The sequence below is a fragment of the Catenuloplanes nepalensis genome, from assembly GCF_030811575.1.
GTDB lineage: Bacteria > Actinomycetota > Actinomycetes > Mycobacteriales > Micromonosporaceae > Catenuloplanes > Catenuloplanes nepalensis.
The window spans coordinates 1611366-1626000 of the sequence record NZ_JAUSRA010000001.1 but is presented as its reverse complement, the minus strand read 5'-3'; the positions used below and the strand labels follow the sequence as shown (position 1 = coordinate 1626000).

Below are 14635 nucleotides of genomic sequence, written 5' to 3'. Positions count from 1 at the left end.
TGCAAGCGGCGACGATCATTACCGAGAAGCGAGGAGACGCCGGTGACGAGAGTGGGACTGGTCGGAGCGGGAGGTGTGGCCCAGCGCCACGCGCGGGTGCTGTCGAGTCTGCCGGATGTGCAGGTCGCGGCCGTGACGGACGTGGTGCCGGACGCGGCCGCCGCGCTCGCCGCACCGCTCGGCGCGCGCGTCGTGCCGGACGTGGCGGCGCTGCTGGGCGAGCCGGTGGACGCGGTCTACGTCTGCGTGCCGCCGTTCGCGCACGGCCCGGCCGAGCACGCCGTGATCGAGGCCGGATTGCCGCTATTCGTGGAGAAACCCATTTCCCTCGATATAGGCGCAGCACAGGAGATTTCGGACGCCATCGACGAGCGTGGCCTGCTTACCGCGGTCGGGCACCACTGGCGCTACCTCGCGGTCGTCGAGCAGGCCCGCACGCTGCTGGCCGGCCGCGAGGTGCGGCTGGTCACCGGCGCCTGGCTGGACAAGGTGCCACCGGTCGGCTGGTGGCCGCTGCGCGAGAAGTCCGGCGGGCCGATCGTCGAACAGGCCGCGCACGTGCTCGACCTCGCCCGCCACCTGGCCGGCGAGGTCACCTCCGTGACCGCGGCCGGCAACGGCACTCCCCCGGCCGGCGACATCGACGGCGCTACCGCCGCCGTACTGCGCTTCGCCAACGGCGCGGTCGGCACGCTCGCCGCGACCTGCGTGCTCGGCTGGAAGGAACGCGCCGGACTGGAGATCTACGCGGACGGGCTGGCCGTGCGCGTCTCCGAGACCGGGCTGACCGTCCGCGACGCCGACGGCGAGCGCACCGTCGACAGCGACCCGGAGACCGCGCGCGTCGCGGTCGACCGCGCGTTCATCGCCGCCGTCCGCGGCGAGGAGCAGGACATCCGCGTGCCGTACGCGGAGGCGCTGCGCACCCACACGCTCGCGCTCGCGGTCGCCGCGTCCGCTTCCGACGGGGAGACCCGCGATGTCCGACCGTAACCTGATCGTCAGCGCGCCCGGAAAGCTGGAGATCGTCGAGGAGGAGATCGCGCCCGGCCCGTTCCGGGTGCGCACGCTGTTCAGCGGCGTCTCGGCCGGCACCGAGCTCAGCTTCGTCAAGAACACCAACCCCGCGCTGCACCACGGCTTCGACACCGAGCTGGGCCTGTTCGGCGGACCGGCCGACAACGCATACCCGGTCACCCGGCTGGGCTACATGGAGGTCGGCGTCGTCACGTCGAGCGAGACACCCGCGGTGGCGACCGGCACCACCGTGGCCATGACGTACGGTCACCGCACCGGCTGGACCGGCGACCCGCTGCGCGACCGGATCGTGCCGCTGCCGGACGACCTCGACCCGATACTCGGCATCTACGCCGCGCACATGGGACCGATCTGCGCGAACGGGCTGCTGCATGCCGCTGGGTCCGCAGCGCGCGACCTCGGCGACGGCGTCGCCGGCCGCCGGGTCGCGGTCACCGGCGCCGGCGTGGTCGGCCTGCTCACCGCGCTCTTCGCCCGCGCGCACGGCGCCGCCTCGGTCGTCGTGCTCGACCCCTCCCCGGAACGCCGCGCCATCGCGGAAGCGCTCGGCCTGGACACGCTCGACACCGACGGGCCGGACGACCCCGCGGTCGTGCTCAAGACCGCGTGGCGGCACTGGGCCGGCGACCGCGGCGCCGACGTGGTCTTCCAGTGCCGCGGTCAGGCGTCCGCGCTGCAACTGGCCCTGCGGCTGCTGCGGCCACAGGGCACGGTGATCGACCTCGCGTTCTACCAGGGCGGCGCGGACGCGGTGCGGCTCGGCGAGGAGTTCCACCACAACGGGCTGAGCCTGGTCTGCGCGCAGATCGGCCGGGTGCCGCGCGGGCTGGCCGGCACCTGGGACCGCGAGCGCCTCTCCGCCGCGACCGTCGACCTGCTGCGCCGCGACGGCGACGCGATCCGCCGGCACCTGATCACCGCGGTCGTCCCGTTCGACGACGCGCCCACGCTCCTCGACGACCTGGCCGCGCGCCGGCGCCAGGAGGTGCAGTCGGTCCTCTCCTTCTGAAACACTTGATAGGCAAGCCACAGCTTGCCTATCATCGGTGACGTGGACGACGACGACGTCTTCAAGGCCCTGGCCGACCCGACCCGCCGCAAGATACTCGACGAGTTGGCGGATCGGGACGGCCAGACGCTGTTCGAGATCTGCGCGCGACTGAGCTCGAAACACCAGCTCGGCTCGTCCCGGCAGGCGATCTCCCAGCACCTCGAGGTGCTGGCCGCGGCCGGGCTGGTCCACAGCCGCCGCGACGGGCGCTACAAGTTCCACCACCTCGACACCGGGCCGCTTACGCACCTCACCGACCGGTGGCGTCACCGCGACACCAAGGAGACCTGATGCGCATCACCATCACCAGCGTGCTCGTCCACGACCAGGCCGCGGCCGAACGGTTCTACACCGAGGTCCTCGGCTTCGTGAAGAAGCACGACGTCCCGATGGGCGGCGACGCCCGCTGGCTCACCGTGGTCTCCCCCGACAACCCCGACGGCACCGAACTCCTGCTCGAACCGGACGCCCACCCCGCCGCGAAGCCGTGGAAGGACGCACTCGTCGGCGACGGCATCCCGTACACCCAGTTCGCCGTCGACGACGTCAAGGCCGAGTTCGACCGCCTGCGCGCCCTCGGCGTCCACTTCACCCAGGAACCAACCGACATGGGCGCCTTCACCACCGCCGTCCTCGACGACACCTGCGGCAACCTCATTCAAATCATCCAGATGCACTGAGCCTCCGCTGCTTCGCGTGGGGGTCATTCCACAGCCGCAGCTGTGGGCCAGGCCGGGGCTGGGAAGATCAACGGCCTTGCTCTGCCCGCTCCCGGCGTGGTGCGGCACATTTACCGCCGCGGGCACTGAGCTGCCTGAAGGCGACTTAGACCCCGACCTTCCCGCTTCACAGCCCGAACCGCGGAGGAAGACCGGTACAGCGGGCGGTCGGGCGGGCACGGCCCGGGACGGCCGGACACGAGCACGGGCGCGGCGGGTCAGCAGGAGGTGGCGGTGAGGATGGGGGTGTTGGTGTCGGGGGTGTTGCCGGAGCCGTTGAAGACGATGCGGAGGGTGCCGGCGGCGCCCAGGGCCGAGCGCGGCACCTGCCAGCGGAACGTGTTGCCGGTGCGGGAGGTCTGCAGGCCGCTGCCGTCGATCTCGGACCAGTCCCACTCGGCGTCGTTCGCGCGGAAGAAGCCCTCGTTCTCCACCATGTAGTCGGCGCCGAGCCGGCCGCTGATGTCGGGCACGTCGTAGCCGGTCGAGGCGTTGTTGTCCACGTCGATGTAGGCGTGGTGCCAGTCGAACGACTTCGTGAACGTGACGGCGAGGACCGCGGCGCTGCCGGTGGTGCACGCGGAGTACCCGGTGATCGGCCCGCTCGCCACCGGCGCCTGGGTGACCGGTGCGGGGGCCGCGGCGGCCGGGGTGGTCCGGGCCGGCGCCGGAGTGGGCGAGGCGGACCGGCTCGGCGCGGCCGACGACGGCGTGGTGCCGGCGGACGGCGCCACCGAACTCGGTCCGGCCGACGGAGTGATGATCGTGACCTGGCCCGTCGCGGGCGGTGCGAGCGTGGCCGGTGGAATCGCGACCGGCGCGTCCGTGCTGAACGGGGCCGGTCCACGCCCGGCGAGCGCGGCCGCGGCGATCACGATGACGCCGATCAGGATCAGCGGCACGAGCCACAGCCTCGGGTGCGGCGGCGGCCGGCGGTCGTCCGCGGGAACGATCTCCGCCGCGACCAGGCCGGTGGTGGTCTCCGCGCTCGCCCTCGGCTGGTCGCGCACATCGCCGGGGAACGCCACGACCGTCGGCAGCAGGCCGGCGGTCGCGAAAGTACCGCCCGCGGCCGGCGGCACACCCCCACCGGAGACCGCGCTCCCGGTCGCGAAGGTGCCACTCGCGGCCGGCGGCACACCCCCACCGGAGGTCGCACTTCCGGTCGCAAAGGCGCCGCCCGCGGCCGGCGTCACGCCCCTCCCACCGGAGGTCGCGCTCCCGGCGGACTCGAAACCCCACACTGGCCTCGATGACGCGTCGGCTTCGGAGGGAATCGCGTTCACGATCTCACCGGACACCGCGGCCGGCATCTCGAACTCACCGGACCGCGCGCCAGCGAAGGACGAAGCCGCAGCTCCCGGCGATGCACCGGCCGGCATCGCCGACGATGGCACCCCATACGGCGGCGTCACGGAAGGTGGCACCGCAGACGATGGCGTCGCAGGCAGTGACGCCGCAGACAATGGCGCCGCGAACGATGGCGTCACGAACGGTGGCGGCGCGGACGGTGGTGTGGTCGGCTGGGTGGGCCAGAAGGGCAGTCTCGGCGTACCCCAGGAGCCTGATTCTTCCGGTTCTGCGGCCGGTGGGTCCGAGGGTTCGAGGCCGCGCAGCGGGATCGCGCGCTGGAGCGGCGGGCGGTGGTGTGCGTCCTGCTCCGAGGGGTTGTTGCCCGGTCCGGTCACCGAAACGCCTCCGGCGTCGCTCAGCAGCGTATGGCGTCCGCCGGCGTCGACCGCGAACCAGGCCATGGTCGGCGTACCACTATGGATTGTCAATGCGAGGGCGGCGCGATCGGCGGGCGCGCTCACGTGATGTGCGGCACGCCCGCCCCGCTACCCGCTCAGACCTCGAGTTCCGCCTCGACGCGGCGCAGGCGGTGGCGGGCCAGGCCCAGGTTCGCCCGGCTGCGGTCCAGCACCATGTAGAGCAGCAGCGCCTCGCCCGGGCGCCGGGGCTGCATCAGCCGGATCAGGTGGTACTGGGTGTCGAGCGTGATCAGCAGGTCCTCGATGCCGTCCGAAAGGCCCAGCATCTCCAGGGTGCGCAGCTTGGCGCGCACCACGTCGGTGTTGCCAGCCGCGGCGACCGTCATGTCGATGGTGCCGCCGCCCAGCACGCCGAGCGTCAGGCCGCTGGTGTAGTCGACGAGCGCGACGCCGATGGCGCCGTCGATCGTCATGGCTTCCTTCAGTGCGATGTCGATGCTGGCCATTCTCTTTCTTCCCCGCTCAACTCTGTTGCCATTTCGCTTCCGTGCGACTACCGTCCGTGAGTAGATCTTGGACGGGTTCAGCGCAGCCTTACACGACGTCCACACGGACCGAAATCGAGCGGCGAGAATTGGCCGCCCGTACCCTACGGTTCGGATAACAGCCGGTTAAACCACCAGGACACCCGATACCCAGCACGGACATCATCTGGTACGCCACGGTTCCCCCGCCATGACCGCGCGGCTATTCCTATCTGACCGATAGATATGGTTGGCTGTTTCGATGGACGAGACGACGTATGACCGGCTGCGGCTGGAGCAGTGGCGGGACGGGCGGGCGAGCGGCCGCGGGTTCACGCGGCGTGACCTGATGCGGCTGGCGGCCGCGGTGGGCGTCGGTGGCGCGATCGGCGCCGGGAGCGCGGGCGGGGCGGCGCGGGCGGCGGACGGGCCGATCGTGAAGCCGCTGCCGCCGGAACTGTTCACGGTCTTCGGAACGAACGCGGAGACCAGATGGGAGTCGCTGAAGGACACCGGCTACCTGGTGCCGGTGGACCGCTTCTTCGTCCGCAACCACACCAGCACGCCGATCATCGACCCGGTCACGTACCGGCTGAAGCTCTTCGGCAGTGGCCTTCGCGCGCCCGTCGAATTCAGCCTGGACCAGCTCAAACGGCTGCCACGCGAGACGATCACGGCGGCGGTGGAGTGCGCGGGCAACGGCCGCAGTCTCTTCACCACACAACAGGGCCAGACCGTCTCGGGTACGGCCTGGAAGCTCGGCGCGATCGGCGTCGGCCGCTGGCACGGCGTTCGGCTGGGCACCGTGCTGCGCGCGGCCGGGCTGCGCCGGGACGCGGTGGACGTGCAGCCACAGGGCCTGGACGCGAACTTCGTCAGCGGTGGCGTCGACCTCGGGCCGGTGCGCCGCCCGCTGCCGATCGGTAAGGCGCTCGACGACGTGCTGCTCGCCTGGGAACTCAACGACGCACCGCTCCCGCCGGACCACGGCGCGCCGCTGCGCGTGGTCGTGCCGTCCTGGATCGGCATCTCCTCGATCAAGTGGGCCGGCGCGATCGAGGTCGCCGCGGAGCCGCTGTTCTCACCGTGGAACACCCAGTTCTACCGGCTGTTCGGCGCGGACCACCCGGCCGAGGGCACGCTGATCGACGAGCAGGTGGTGAAGAGCGCGTTCGAGCTCGCCTGGGGCGCCACGCTGCCGCTGTCCCGCACCACGCTCACCGGCCGCTCCTGGTCCGCGAACGGCCCGATCCGGCACGTCGACGTCAGCACGGACGGCGGCACCACCTGGCGGCGCGCGCACACCACCGGCCCGAACCTGGCGAACGCCTGGCAGCGCTGGCGGATCGACTGGTCACCGGCCACGGCCGGGCAGCACACGCTGATCGCCCGCGCCACCGACGTGACCGGCGCGACCCAGCCGGTGACGGTCCCGCACAACACGCTCGGCTACCTCTTCGGCGCCCAGGTCCGGCACCCGGTGACGGTCGCCTGAGCCACGGCGTCCCCCATGTGGTGAGAACGGCATGGGGGACGCCCTGATCACTTCGCGGCCAGTGCCTCCTGCACGGCCTTGGCCACGCGGGCGTCCTCGCGGGCCCTGCGGCGGCGGCGCAGCCGGAGCGCGAGCACGACCAGAGCGATCAACACCAGGATCAACAGCAGGAGCAGCCACGGTACGGCCCAGGCCGTCGCGTCCGCGGAGACCGGCTCCAGCATCGAGCGGGAGCCGGACGGGTCGACGACCAGCGGGGTCAGCGTGGCGGTGCCGGTCAGCAGCAGTGCCGCGGGGACGTCCGCGACCGGCACGGTGACCGGCCAGGACTCGCCGGGCAGCAGCTCCGGCGGGGCCGCGATGTCGCCGGCGTCCGAGCGCCACCAGCCGAACGGCCCGGCCACGGACGCGGCCTGGGTGGCGGACAGCGTGGTGTTGCCGGTGTTGCGGATCGTGTACGACACCGTGGCCGTGCCGCCCGCGAACGGGTTCCACGATCCGTCGTAGGAGACGCTGAGGTCGGAGACGGCGAGTGCCGGGGCGAGCGCGCCGCCGACCCGCAGCTTGATCCGGATGCCGAGGCGGCGCTCCACATTGACCTGCTGGCTGGCGTCCGGGCGGGTCAGCGACGTGACGATGCCGCCGACGTAGTCACCGGGCGTGGCGTTGGCCGGCACCGCGACGGTGAACGGCACGTCCACGGTCTGGCCCGGCGCCACGGTCACCGACGCGGCCGGTGCGGTGGCCCACACGCCGATGCCGGTCTGCGCCACGTCCCTGTTGCGCAGGTCGAGCCCGCCCTCACCGGTGGTGAAGCCGTCCGCGGCGTAGACGGTCAGCGACAGCGCATCGGTGCCGCGATTCGCGACCACCATGGCGTCGGAGACCGTGGCCCCGGGGTTGATGGCGTAGCTGTAGCTGGACCGGTCGGCGCCGAGGCTGTTCGAGGCGGTCCGCACCGTCCAGGTCACATCACCCTCCTCGGCCATCACCGAGGCAGGCATCGCCGAGGCAGGCATCGGCGAAGCGGCCACCGGTGCGGCCATCACCGAGGCAGCCGTTGCCGGGGTGGCCCACAGGCCGGCCGAGACGGCGGCCACGAGCACGGCCAGGACGGTGTTCTTCCAACGCATGACGGGAGTCCTTAACGAGAGGCGGGGCGGGCACGAGGCCCGCCCCGCCGACTTCGAGAGAAACGATCAGCTGCTCAGCGCGGTGATCGTCAGGGTGGTGCGGTACGAGCCCTTGTCGACCTCGCCCGGGATCTTCAGATCCAGGTCGGCGCCGACCTTCGCGGAGCCACGCTCGTGACCCTGCGCCGCCGAGGCCAGACCGCGCGAGACGGACAGGCCCTCGCCACCGGCGGTGTACGCGGACGGCGCCACCGGCCCGGCCACGGCACCGGCACCGGGGGTGATCACCTTCGGCGCCCAGCCGAGGTAGGCGCCCGAGAACGACTTGTCGCCGTCCACGAAGTCACCCACGCTGGCCGAGACCGACCACGGCGACAGCGAGCGGCGCGTGTCCGTGACCAGGATCGGGTTGATCTGGCCGGACGCCGCGAAGTACGCCGCGTCGACCTCCTGCGCCGTGCCCAGGTCGACCAGGCCGTTGTAGCCGTCGATCGTCCACCCGAACTCGCCGGGCGCCGCCGTCGGCACGTTGACCTGGATCTCCTGGTTGTCACCGTGGAACGGCCGGACCGTCACGGAGTCGACCAGCGAACCGACCGGGGCGTCGCCCTTGGCCTGGCTGCGCACGGTCTCGACCACCAGTTCGTCGTTGCGCACCTTCACCTTGGTGTAGCTGCGCACCTTCTCCTGGCTCTGCGCCGAGTTGTACCAGTAGTTCTCCGGCTTCAGCGGGTCCGGCCCGTTGGTGCCGCTGGCGTCCGGCTTGGTGATGTCGTAGTACTTCGAGCCCGAGGCCGAGTTCGAGGTCACGTAGATGACACCGCCGGGACCGGGGAAGACCTCGGCAGCACCGGGCTGCTCGTCGGGGTTCTCCTTGGCGCCGTTCTTGATCGAGTAGCTGCGCGAGTACGCGTGGTCGTGACCCTGGAGCACCAGGTCGACGCCGAGGTTGGAGAAGGCGGTCGGGAAGTCGTTCCGCCGGACCTTGGCGTCGCCGTCCTTGGCGTGCGCCGCGGGCGAGTAGATGGCGTGGTGGTAGACCAGCACCGTCCACTTCGCCTTGGCGCCGTGCTGCCGGACGGTCTCGGCCACGTACTGCAGGTGCGCCTCGTCACCGCCGCCACCCTGGGAGGTGGCGTAGGAGTTGCTGTTCAGGTCGATGAACAGCGTGTCCTTGTAGATGAACCAGTAGTCGCCACCGGAGGTGTTCGACGCCGGGTTCCCGTTGGAGTAGTACCTGCCCGAGTAGTCCGTGTTCGGGGTGAACAGGTGCTGCTCGTACGCCTTGGAACCGACGTCGTGGTTACCGATGGTGGCGGCCCACGGGTACTGCCGCAGCTGCTCCGGCGCGAGGAACGCCGTCCACTGCGCCTCGTTGCCGGCGGTCTCGACCTGGTCGCCGCCGGACACCAGGAGCTCGGCGTCCGGGTTGGCGGCCAGCGACGCGTTCATCGTGTCCGCCCAGCCGGCCTGGTCGTTGGCCAGGTTGCCGGAGGCCCCGATCTGCGGGTCGCCGTAGAACAGGAAGTCGTAGTCGCCTTCGAAGTCCTGCGTCTTGAACGAGTACGACGGGGACCAGTTCCCCTCCGTACCCACCCGGTACGAGTACGCCGTGTGCTCCGAGAGCCCGGTGATGGTCGCGTGCCGGTTGAAGCCGCCGCTGGCCGCGACGTTCGCTCCACCGATCGCCGCGATGGTCGCCGCGTCCGCCGGGAACTCGCCGTCCTTCACCCGCGCGGTCGGCGCGAGCTGGATGGACTGCGACGTGTCCGCGGACGAGTACCAGGTCACGATGCGCTGGGTCTCGTCCGCGCCCACCCCGAGGATGATGCCGCTCAGCGTGGCGGCGTCGGCCGCGAACACGGGGTTACCGAGTCCACTGCCGAGCGCGGCGGTCAGACCCACGAACGCGGCGGCGGACCCTGCGGTCAGCCGGCGCGCCGTGAGGTTGCTGTTTCTCATCGGCTTGTTCTTCCTCATTTCCAGATGAGATGTGGTGCTGAAAAAGCGTTGATCAACTTGGTGGTACGCGATGAACCGCCCATGAACCGGGCCGGGCGCAGCGGTGGCGTACCTAGGAAGAGCTGGGACTCTGTGACGCGCGCGACGTGACACGGCGGCGCAGGAGCACAAGTGCCGCGGCCGCGACCACGATGAGTGGGACCGCGTACACCCACGGGTTACGCCACCACGGCGTTCCGGTGGAGAACTCCGGCTCGGCCGGGGTCAGCGCGACGGTGCCGGTGCGGCCGTCGAGTGTGTACGTGATCCGGGTCGTAGTGTCCCGCACGTACTCCTCGCTGTCCGGAAACAGGCCGCTGCGGATCGAGTGACCACCGCCGCCCGGCGGGCAGTCCCAGGTCAGCGGCAGGATCGCGTACGGCACGCCCTCCTGCTCGCCGATCGTGATCGCGCCGGCGTCCGCCGCGGTGCACGCGCGCCCGCCGGCCGAGACCGTGAAGCGCTCCGACACGTACCCGATGATCGTGTCCCGGTGGTTGTTGACCGCGGTCGCCTGGGCCACGGTGTCACCGGCCTGGAACGCGGCGTCACCCGCGCGGAACAGCGGGTCGTCCCCCATGAAGTCGGCCGCGGACACGAACAGCAGGTCGTACTCCAGCTGCAGGTTCGCCTCGACCCGGTCCTGCCGCGCGGTCACGTCGGCGTAGACGGTGGAGGTGAACCCGTGCGCCTGCGCCGGAGCGGCGGCGAGGACGGCGAGCGCCGCCGCGGTGAGGCCGAGAGCGGCTGCGCGTCTGAACATGAGAGTGCACGCTGCACCCCGCGGATTAACAAGATCCAGATCGCGGGAGAACGGTTGGCGACAAGCCTTCCAGGTCACACCGGGGCGGAGTAGTAAGGAGCCGCACCTGCCCGCCCACCCGAGGAAAATCCGTGCGACTCCGGTCATTGGCCCTGCTCACCGCGCTGATCGTGACCGGCTGCGGCACCGGCGACGACTGGGCGGACCGGCCGCACCCGTCGCCGGCCCCGATCGGCTCGCTCGGACCCGGCTTCACCGACCCGTCCGCGCCGCCGACGCCGGCCGGCACGGTCACGCCGGTACCCGGATCGTGGTCGCAGGTGCACCCGTCCGAGGACTACCGTGTCGTTCTGCTCACCGCGGGCACCGACGGGCCGGCGACGGCGGTGATCGGCGCGATCGAGGCGTGGGCCGACGCGGAGGACGTCGACCTGCGCACGGTCGACGCGGACGCGCACCACGTCGACGGCATCGTCGAGGCGATCGAGATGCGCCCCGACCTGATCGTCAGCGCCGGCAACGACCTGATCGACGCGCTCGCCGTGGTCACCGCCAGCCACCTCGACCAGCAGTTCCTGGTCGTCGGCGCGGAACTGCCGGAACCCACCGGCAACGTCACCTCGGTCGGCTGGACCGGCGCGTCGTTCCGCGGCACCGGCAACGGCGCCGCCACCGTCTTCGACCCGGCCTCGTTCACCCCGGACCGCTGCGCCGCCGCCATCCGCGCCGGCGTCGCCGCCGTCCTCCACAACGTGACCGGCGTCGTCATCTGGATGGACAGGTTCTGACCTGACGCGCTCCGCAGCGTCCGAAGTGAATTCAAGACCGGAAAGGCTCTCTTCCCGCTTCCGGCGTGGTGGCGGAGGGCCGGTGTCGACTCCGGTTCAGGGGCGAGGGCCGGGGCGAGGGCCGGGGCGGTAGCCGGGTCCCGCGGACGGTCCTGTTCGGACCGTCAGCGGATGACGGTGAGCGCGATGTCGTCCTCCGCGAGTGCGGCGTAGCGGTCCAGCAGCAGGTCGCAGAGCTGCTCGGCGTCGAGGGTGGCGCGGCCGGCGAGCGTGTCCACGAGGTCGCGCAGCGACTCGTCGAACGAGACGCCGCGGCGCTCGATCAGGCCGTCGGTGTAGAGGACCACGGCCGCGCCGGGTTCGAGCGTGATCTCATGGTCGGAGCGGACCGGCGTGCCCAGCACGCCGAGCAGGATCTCCGACGGCCGGCGCAGCAGCTCCGCGGTGCCGTCCGGGTGCAGCAGCACCGGGGGCGGGTGGCCGGCGTTCGACCAGCGGAACGTGCGCCGGCCGGGCTCGTCGCGGAACTGGCCGAGCACGACCGTGGCGAACCGGTCGACGCCGAGCCCGAGCATCGCGTCGTTCAGCGCGGCCAGCAGCACCGACGGCGGCCGCTCCACCGTGTACGCGATGCCGCGCAGCATGTTGCGAATCTGCGCCATCGCGGCCGCGGCGCCCCGGTCGTGGCCGGTGACGTCGCCGATCACCACGGTGTGCAGTCCGCCGGCGAGCTGGAACGCGTCGTACCAGTCGCCGCCGATGTGCGCCTGGGCGATCGACGTGCGATAGCGGACCGCGACGCGCACCTGCTCCGGCTGCGCCGCGCGGGTGAGCAGGCTGTCCTGCAGTGCCTCGGACATCGACCGTTCCAGCGACGCCAGCAGCTGCTCGGCCTGCCGGACCTGGATGCGGTCCAGCACCTGGGTGAGCGCGCCGCCGATCAGGCGCAGAAACCCCAGATACCGCTCGTCCACGGTCAGGTGCGGGCTGAGCGTGGCGGTCAGCAGGCCCGCGCCGTCACCGAGCCGAATCCGGGCGACCCCGTCGTCCAGTAGGACCTCGACCGGCACCCGCGCCCGCGGCTCCAACGCGGCCGCGAGCGTGAGCGTCACGTCGGCCAGGTCGTCCGGCGCGGACCGCAGCACCGGCAGCGCCCGGTCCAGCAGCGCCGCCTGGTCGGCCGCGCCCGCCAGCTGCTCGTTGAGCCGATAGAGCAGCGCCAGCCGCCGGTTGCCGACCACCTGCTCCGTCGTCTCCGACGCGATGTCGATCACGCCTTCGACCGGGCCGTCCGGGCCGGCGACCGCGGAGTAGGAGAACGTGAAGAACGTCTCCTCGAGAAAACCGTGCCGGTTCATCAGCAGCCGTAGGTCCTTGACCCAGGTGGCCCGCTCCCCGTCGGCCGCCTGCTGGAGCATCGGGTCGATGGTGTCCCAGACCTCCGGGAAGACCTCCCGGGCCGGGCGGCCGAGCGCGCGCGGATGCTTGTCCGCGAGCATCTGCACGTAGGCCTCGTTGTAGACCAGCACGAACTCACGCCCCCACATCAGCGTGACCGCGAACCGGGTGCGCAGCGCCATCCGCACCGTCGCGATCAGCGTCGGGCTCCACGACGAGACCGGCCCGAGCGGCGTGGATGCCCAGTCCACGGCGGCGTAGGCCGCCCGCAGCGACCCTGCGGCCTCGAAGACGTCATCCACCAGGTGAATCTAGCCGAGCGATGGTCACGTCCTGCGGCACACCCGGCCGAAGCTCGCGTCTCCCTACCGGGTGACACAGGCGGTCGGCCAATGCGCAGAGTGAGTGTCCACATCTAGGAAAGTAGCCGAGATCGACGTATCGTGGGCATGGCGATCGGCTGATGCCGAGGCCCCGGGTGTGCGCGGCCGACCGTCGTTCCCGGAGACGACGCACACGTGCGCCGTGGATGTTTTCGGCAACGTGGCCCCACTCCACAAGAGTCGTCGGAGCCACGCCGCATAGGAGGCCACCCCGGATGGACAAGCCTGGCGAGCCGACCCGGGACTTACCGGCCCTTCCGGACCTCAGCGACGTCCCACTCGACGAGATCATCGACGCGGGCGGCGTGCTGGGCGAGATCGCCCGCCAGGTGGCGGCGGAGGTGGCGGCGTCGGAGACCGTGGCTGCGGCGTTCACGAACTCGCCGTGACCGAGCCCCACGCGTGTTGAAGCCGTTCACGCTCAGCCCCGGCCTCTTCGCGACGCTCGCCGCCGGTCACGGCGGCGCCCCGGCGATCCACGAGTTACGCAGCCTCCGCCTGAGTCGCACGCTGCTGCTTCTCACGTTCATCATCGACTCCTGCGCCTCGGCACGGCCCGTACTACGCGACTGGCTCGCGACCGTGGCGGAGGCGCAGCGCCGCGACCCGCGAAGCTGCGGCCTGCTGTCCGATCCGATGGTCGGCGCCTGGGCCGCACAGACCGCGCGAGCGATCCAGCGTGGCAGCGGACCGCTCGACGCACACCTCGCCCATCTCGGCGCGATCGCGGCGACGGCGGCGCACCGCGCGGGTGTGGAGGCCTCCGTGACACCGGCCGCGCGGGACGGCTGGGTGGTGTTCCCGACCGCGGGCAGGGTCTCCACCAGCGCGGTGAGCGGCGATTCGATCACCCTCGCCACCGCGGAGGCACACCCGGCCTGGCAGCCCCTGCGGCGGCTGCATCCCGGATGCGGAGTGGTCCTGAACGACATCGACCCCTATCGGGGCGGTCATCACGTCCCCGCCGCGGACCGGCTGAGCCCGGCCGCGGTAGACGGCTGGCGCGAGGTCTTCGCCTCGGCGTGGGACCTGCTGCAACGCCGGCTGCCGGCGCGTGCCGCCGAGATCTCGGCGGGCCTGCGGTGCCTGGTGCCGCTGGAACCGGACTCACCGCACGCCGCCCAGAGCGCGACGGTCGGCGACGCCTACGGCGCGTTCGGCGCGACGACGCCGGCCTCGCCGGTGGCCTTCGCCGTCGACATGGTGCACGAGTTCCAGCACAACAAACTCGATGCGCTGCTGACGCTGCACCGGCTCGCGGTTCCCGGGCACACCGGCCGGTACTTCGCGCCGTGGCGCACGGATCCGCGGCCGGTCAGCGGGCTCTTACACGGCGTCTACGCGTTCCTCGGTGTAGCGGACGCCTGGAACGGCCTCCGTGCAGAACCGTCCGTCGAGATCACCGCGACAGCCGAGTTCGCCGCGACCCGCGCCCGCGTGGACGTCGCCCTGCGGTCGGTCCAGGCGAGCGGCGCACTCACCCCGGCCGGTGAACGGTTCGCGGCCGGGATGCGGCGGTCACTCGACGGTCTGCTCGCCGTGCCGCTGCCGGCCGCGGTCGTGCGGCGGGCGCATCGCGCACTCGACGACACGCATCGGACCTGGCAGCGGCGCAACGGCTGAGACACGA

Annotated in this window: 14 protein-coding genes; 8 read left to right on the top strand and 6 right to left on the bottom strand. The window is 71.6% G+C overall.

The annotated features are described in order from the left end of the window. Positions 1–51: 51 nt before the first annotated feature. Genes J2S43_RS06720 through J2S43_RS06705 form a run of 4 tightly spaced genes read left to right on the top strand, consistent with a single transcriptional unit; the run spans position 52 to position 2769 of the window. The gene (locus J2S43_RS06720) at positions 52–993 is read left to right on the top strand and encodes a Gfo/Idh/MocA family protein (protein ID WP_370881753.1); all 942 of its coding nucleotides are present in this window, start codon (positions 52–54) and stop codon (positions 991–993) included. After that, on the top strand, positions 980–2047 hold the full coding sequence (locus J2S43_RS06715; protein ID WP_306827728.1) for a zinc-dependent alcohol dehydrogenase: 1068 nt from the start codon (positions 980–982) through the stop codon (positions 2045–2047). Before J2S43_RS06720 ends, J2S43_RS06715 begins: the two co-directional genes overlap by 14 nt. 33 nt (positions 2048–2080) lie before the next feature. Next, entirely contained in the window at positions 2081–2380 is a 300-nt protein-coding gene (locus tag J2S43_RS06710) for an ArsR/SmtB family transcription factor (RefSeq protein WP_370881752.1), read from the top strand. Then, positions 2380–2769 (top strand): VOC family protein, encoded by a 390-nt coding sequence (locus J2S43_RS06705; RefSeq protein ID WP_306827727.1) that lies wholly within the window; start codon positions 2380–2382, stop codon positions 2767–2769. Before J2S43_RS06710 ends, J2S43_RS06705 begins: the two co-directional genes overlap by 1 nt. A 257-nt stretch (positions 2770–3026) precedes the next feature. On the opposite strand, the gene J2S43_RS06700 is transcribed toward J2S43_RS06705, so the two are convergent. Together J2S43_RS06700 and J2S43_RS06695 are read right to left on the bottom strand one after the other, a co-directional pair. Then, a complete protein-coding gene (locus J2S43_RS06700) occupies positions 3027–4004 on the bottom strand; it encodes a hypothetical protein (RefSeq protein ID WP_306827726.1) in 978 nt (325 codons plus the stop codon). A gap of 650 nt (positions 4005–4654) precedes the next feature. Further along, the gene (locus J2S43_RS06695; protein WP_306827725.1) at positions 4655–5026 is read right to left on the bottom strand and encodes a hypothetical protein; all 372 of its coding nucleotides are present in this window, start codon (positions 5024–5026) and stop codon (positions 4655–4657) included. 280 nt (positions 5027–5306) lie between these two features. Between J2S43_RS06695 and J2S43_RS06690 the strand changes: the two genes are divergently transcribed. Next, entirely contained in the window at positions 5307–6539 is a 1233-nt protein-coding gene (locus tag J2S43_RS06690; protein ID WP_306827724.1) for a sulfite oxidase, read from the top strand. Positions 6540–6586: 47 nt separating this feature from the next. Here J2S43_RS06690 and J2S43_RS06685 read toward each other — a convergent pair whose 3' ends face one another. The 3 genes from J2S43_RS06685 to J2S43_RS06675 form a co-directional block, all read right to left on the bottom strand. Then, the gene (locus J2S43_RS06685) at positions 6587–7672 is read right to left on the bottom strand and encodes a COG1361 family protein (protein WP_306827723.1); all 1086 of its coding nucleotides are present in this window, start codon (positions 7670–7672) and stop codon (positions 6587–6589) included. 66 nt (positions 7673–7738) lie between these two features. Further along, entirely contained in the window at positions 7739–9634 is a 1896-nt protein-coding gene (locus J2S43_RS06680; protein WP_306827722.1) for a fibronectin type III domain-containing protein, read from the bottom strand. A gap of 112 nt (positions 9635–9746) precedes the next feature. Then, entirely contained in the window at positions 9747–10436 is a 690-nt protein-coding gene (locus tag J2S43_RS06675) for a hypothetical protein (RefSeq protein ID WP_306827721.1), read from the bottom strand. 131 nt (positions 10437–10567) lie between these two features. On the opposite strand from J2S43_RS06675, the gene J2S43_RS06670 reads away from it, so the two are divergent. Beyond that, positions 10568–11224, top strand: coding sequence for a type 1 periplasmic-binding domain-containing protein (locus tag J2S43_RS06670; RefSeq protein WP_306827720.1), 657 nt, complete (start codon positions 10568–10570; stop codon positions 11222–11224). Between the two features lie 164 nt (positions 11225–11388). Here the strand turns inward: J2S43_RS06670 and J2S43_RS06665 are convergent, their stop codons facing one another. Then, positions 11389–12924, bottom strand: a complete 1536-nt coding sequence (locus J2S43_RS06665; RefSeq protein ID WP_306827719.1) for a PP2C family protein-serine/threonine phosphatase — start codon at positions 12922–12924, stop codon at positions 11389–11391. A gap of 296 nt (positions 12925–13220) precedes the next feature. Here J2S43_RS06665 and J2S43_RS06660 point away from each other — a divergent pair, with 296 nt between their 5' ends. Both J2S43_RS06660 and J2S43_RS06655 read left to right on the top strand, forming a co-directional pair. Continuing rightward, positions 13221–13394, top strand: coding sequence for an FxSxx-COOH-like cyclophane-containing RiPP peptide (locus tag J2S43_RS06660; protein ID WP_306827718.1), 174 nt, complete (start codon positions 13221–13223; stop codon positions 13392–13394). Positions 13395–13407: 13 nt separating this feature from the next. Beyond that, positions 13408–14628, top strand: a complete 1221-nt coding sequence (locus J2S43_RS06655) for an aKG-HExxH-type peptide beta-hydroxylase (protein WP_306827717.1) — start codon at positions 13408–13410, stop codon at positions 14626–14628. Positions 14629–14635 lie beyond the last annotated feature (7 nt).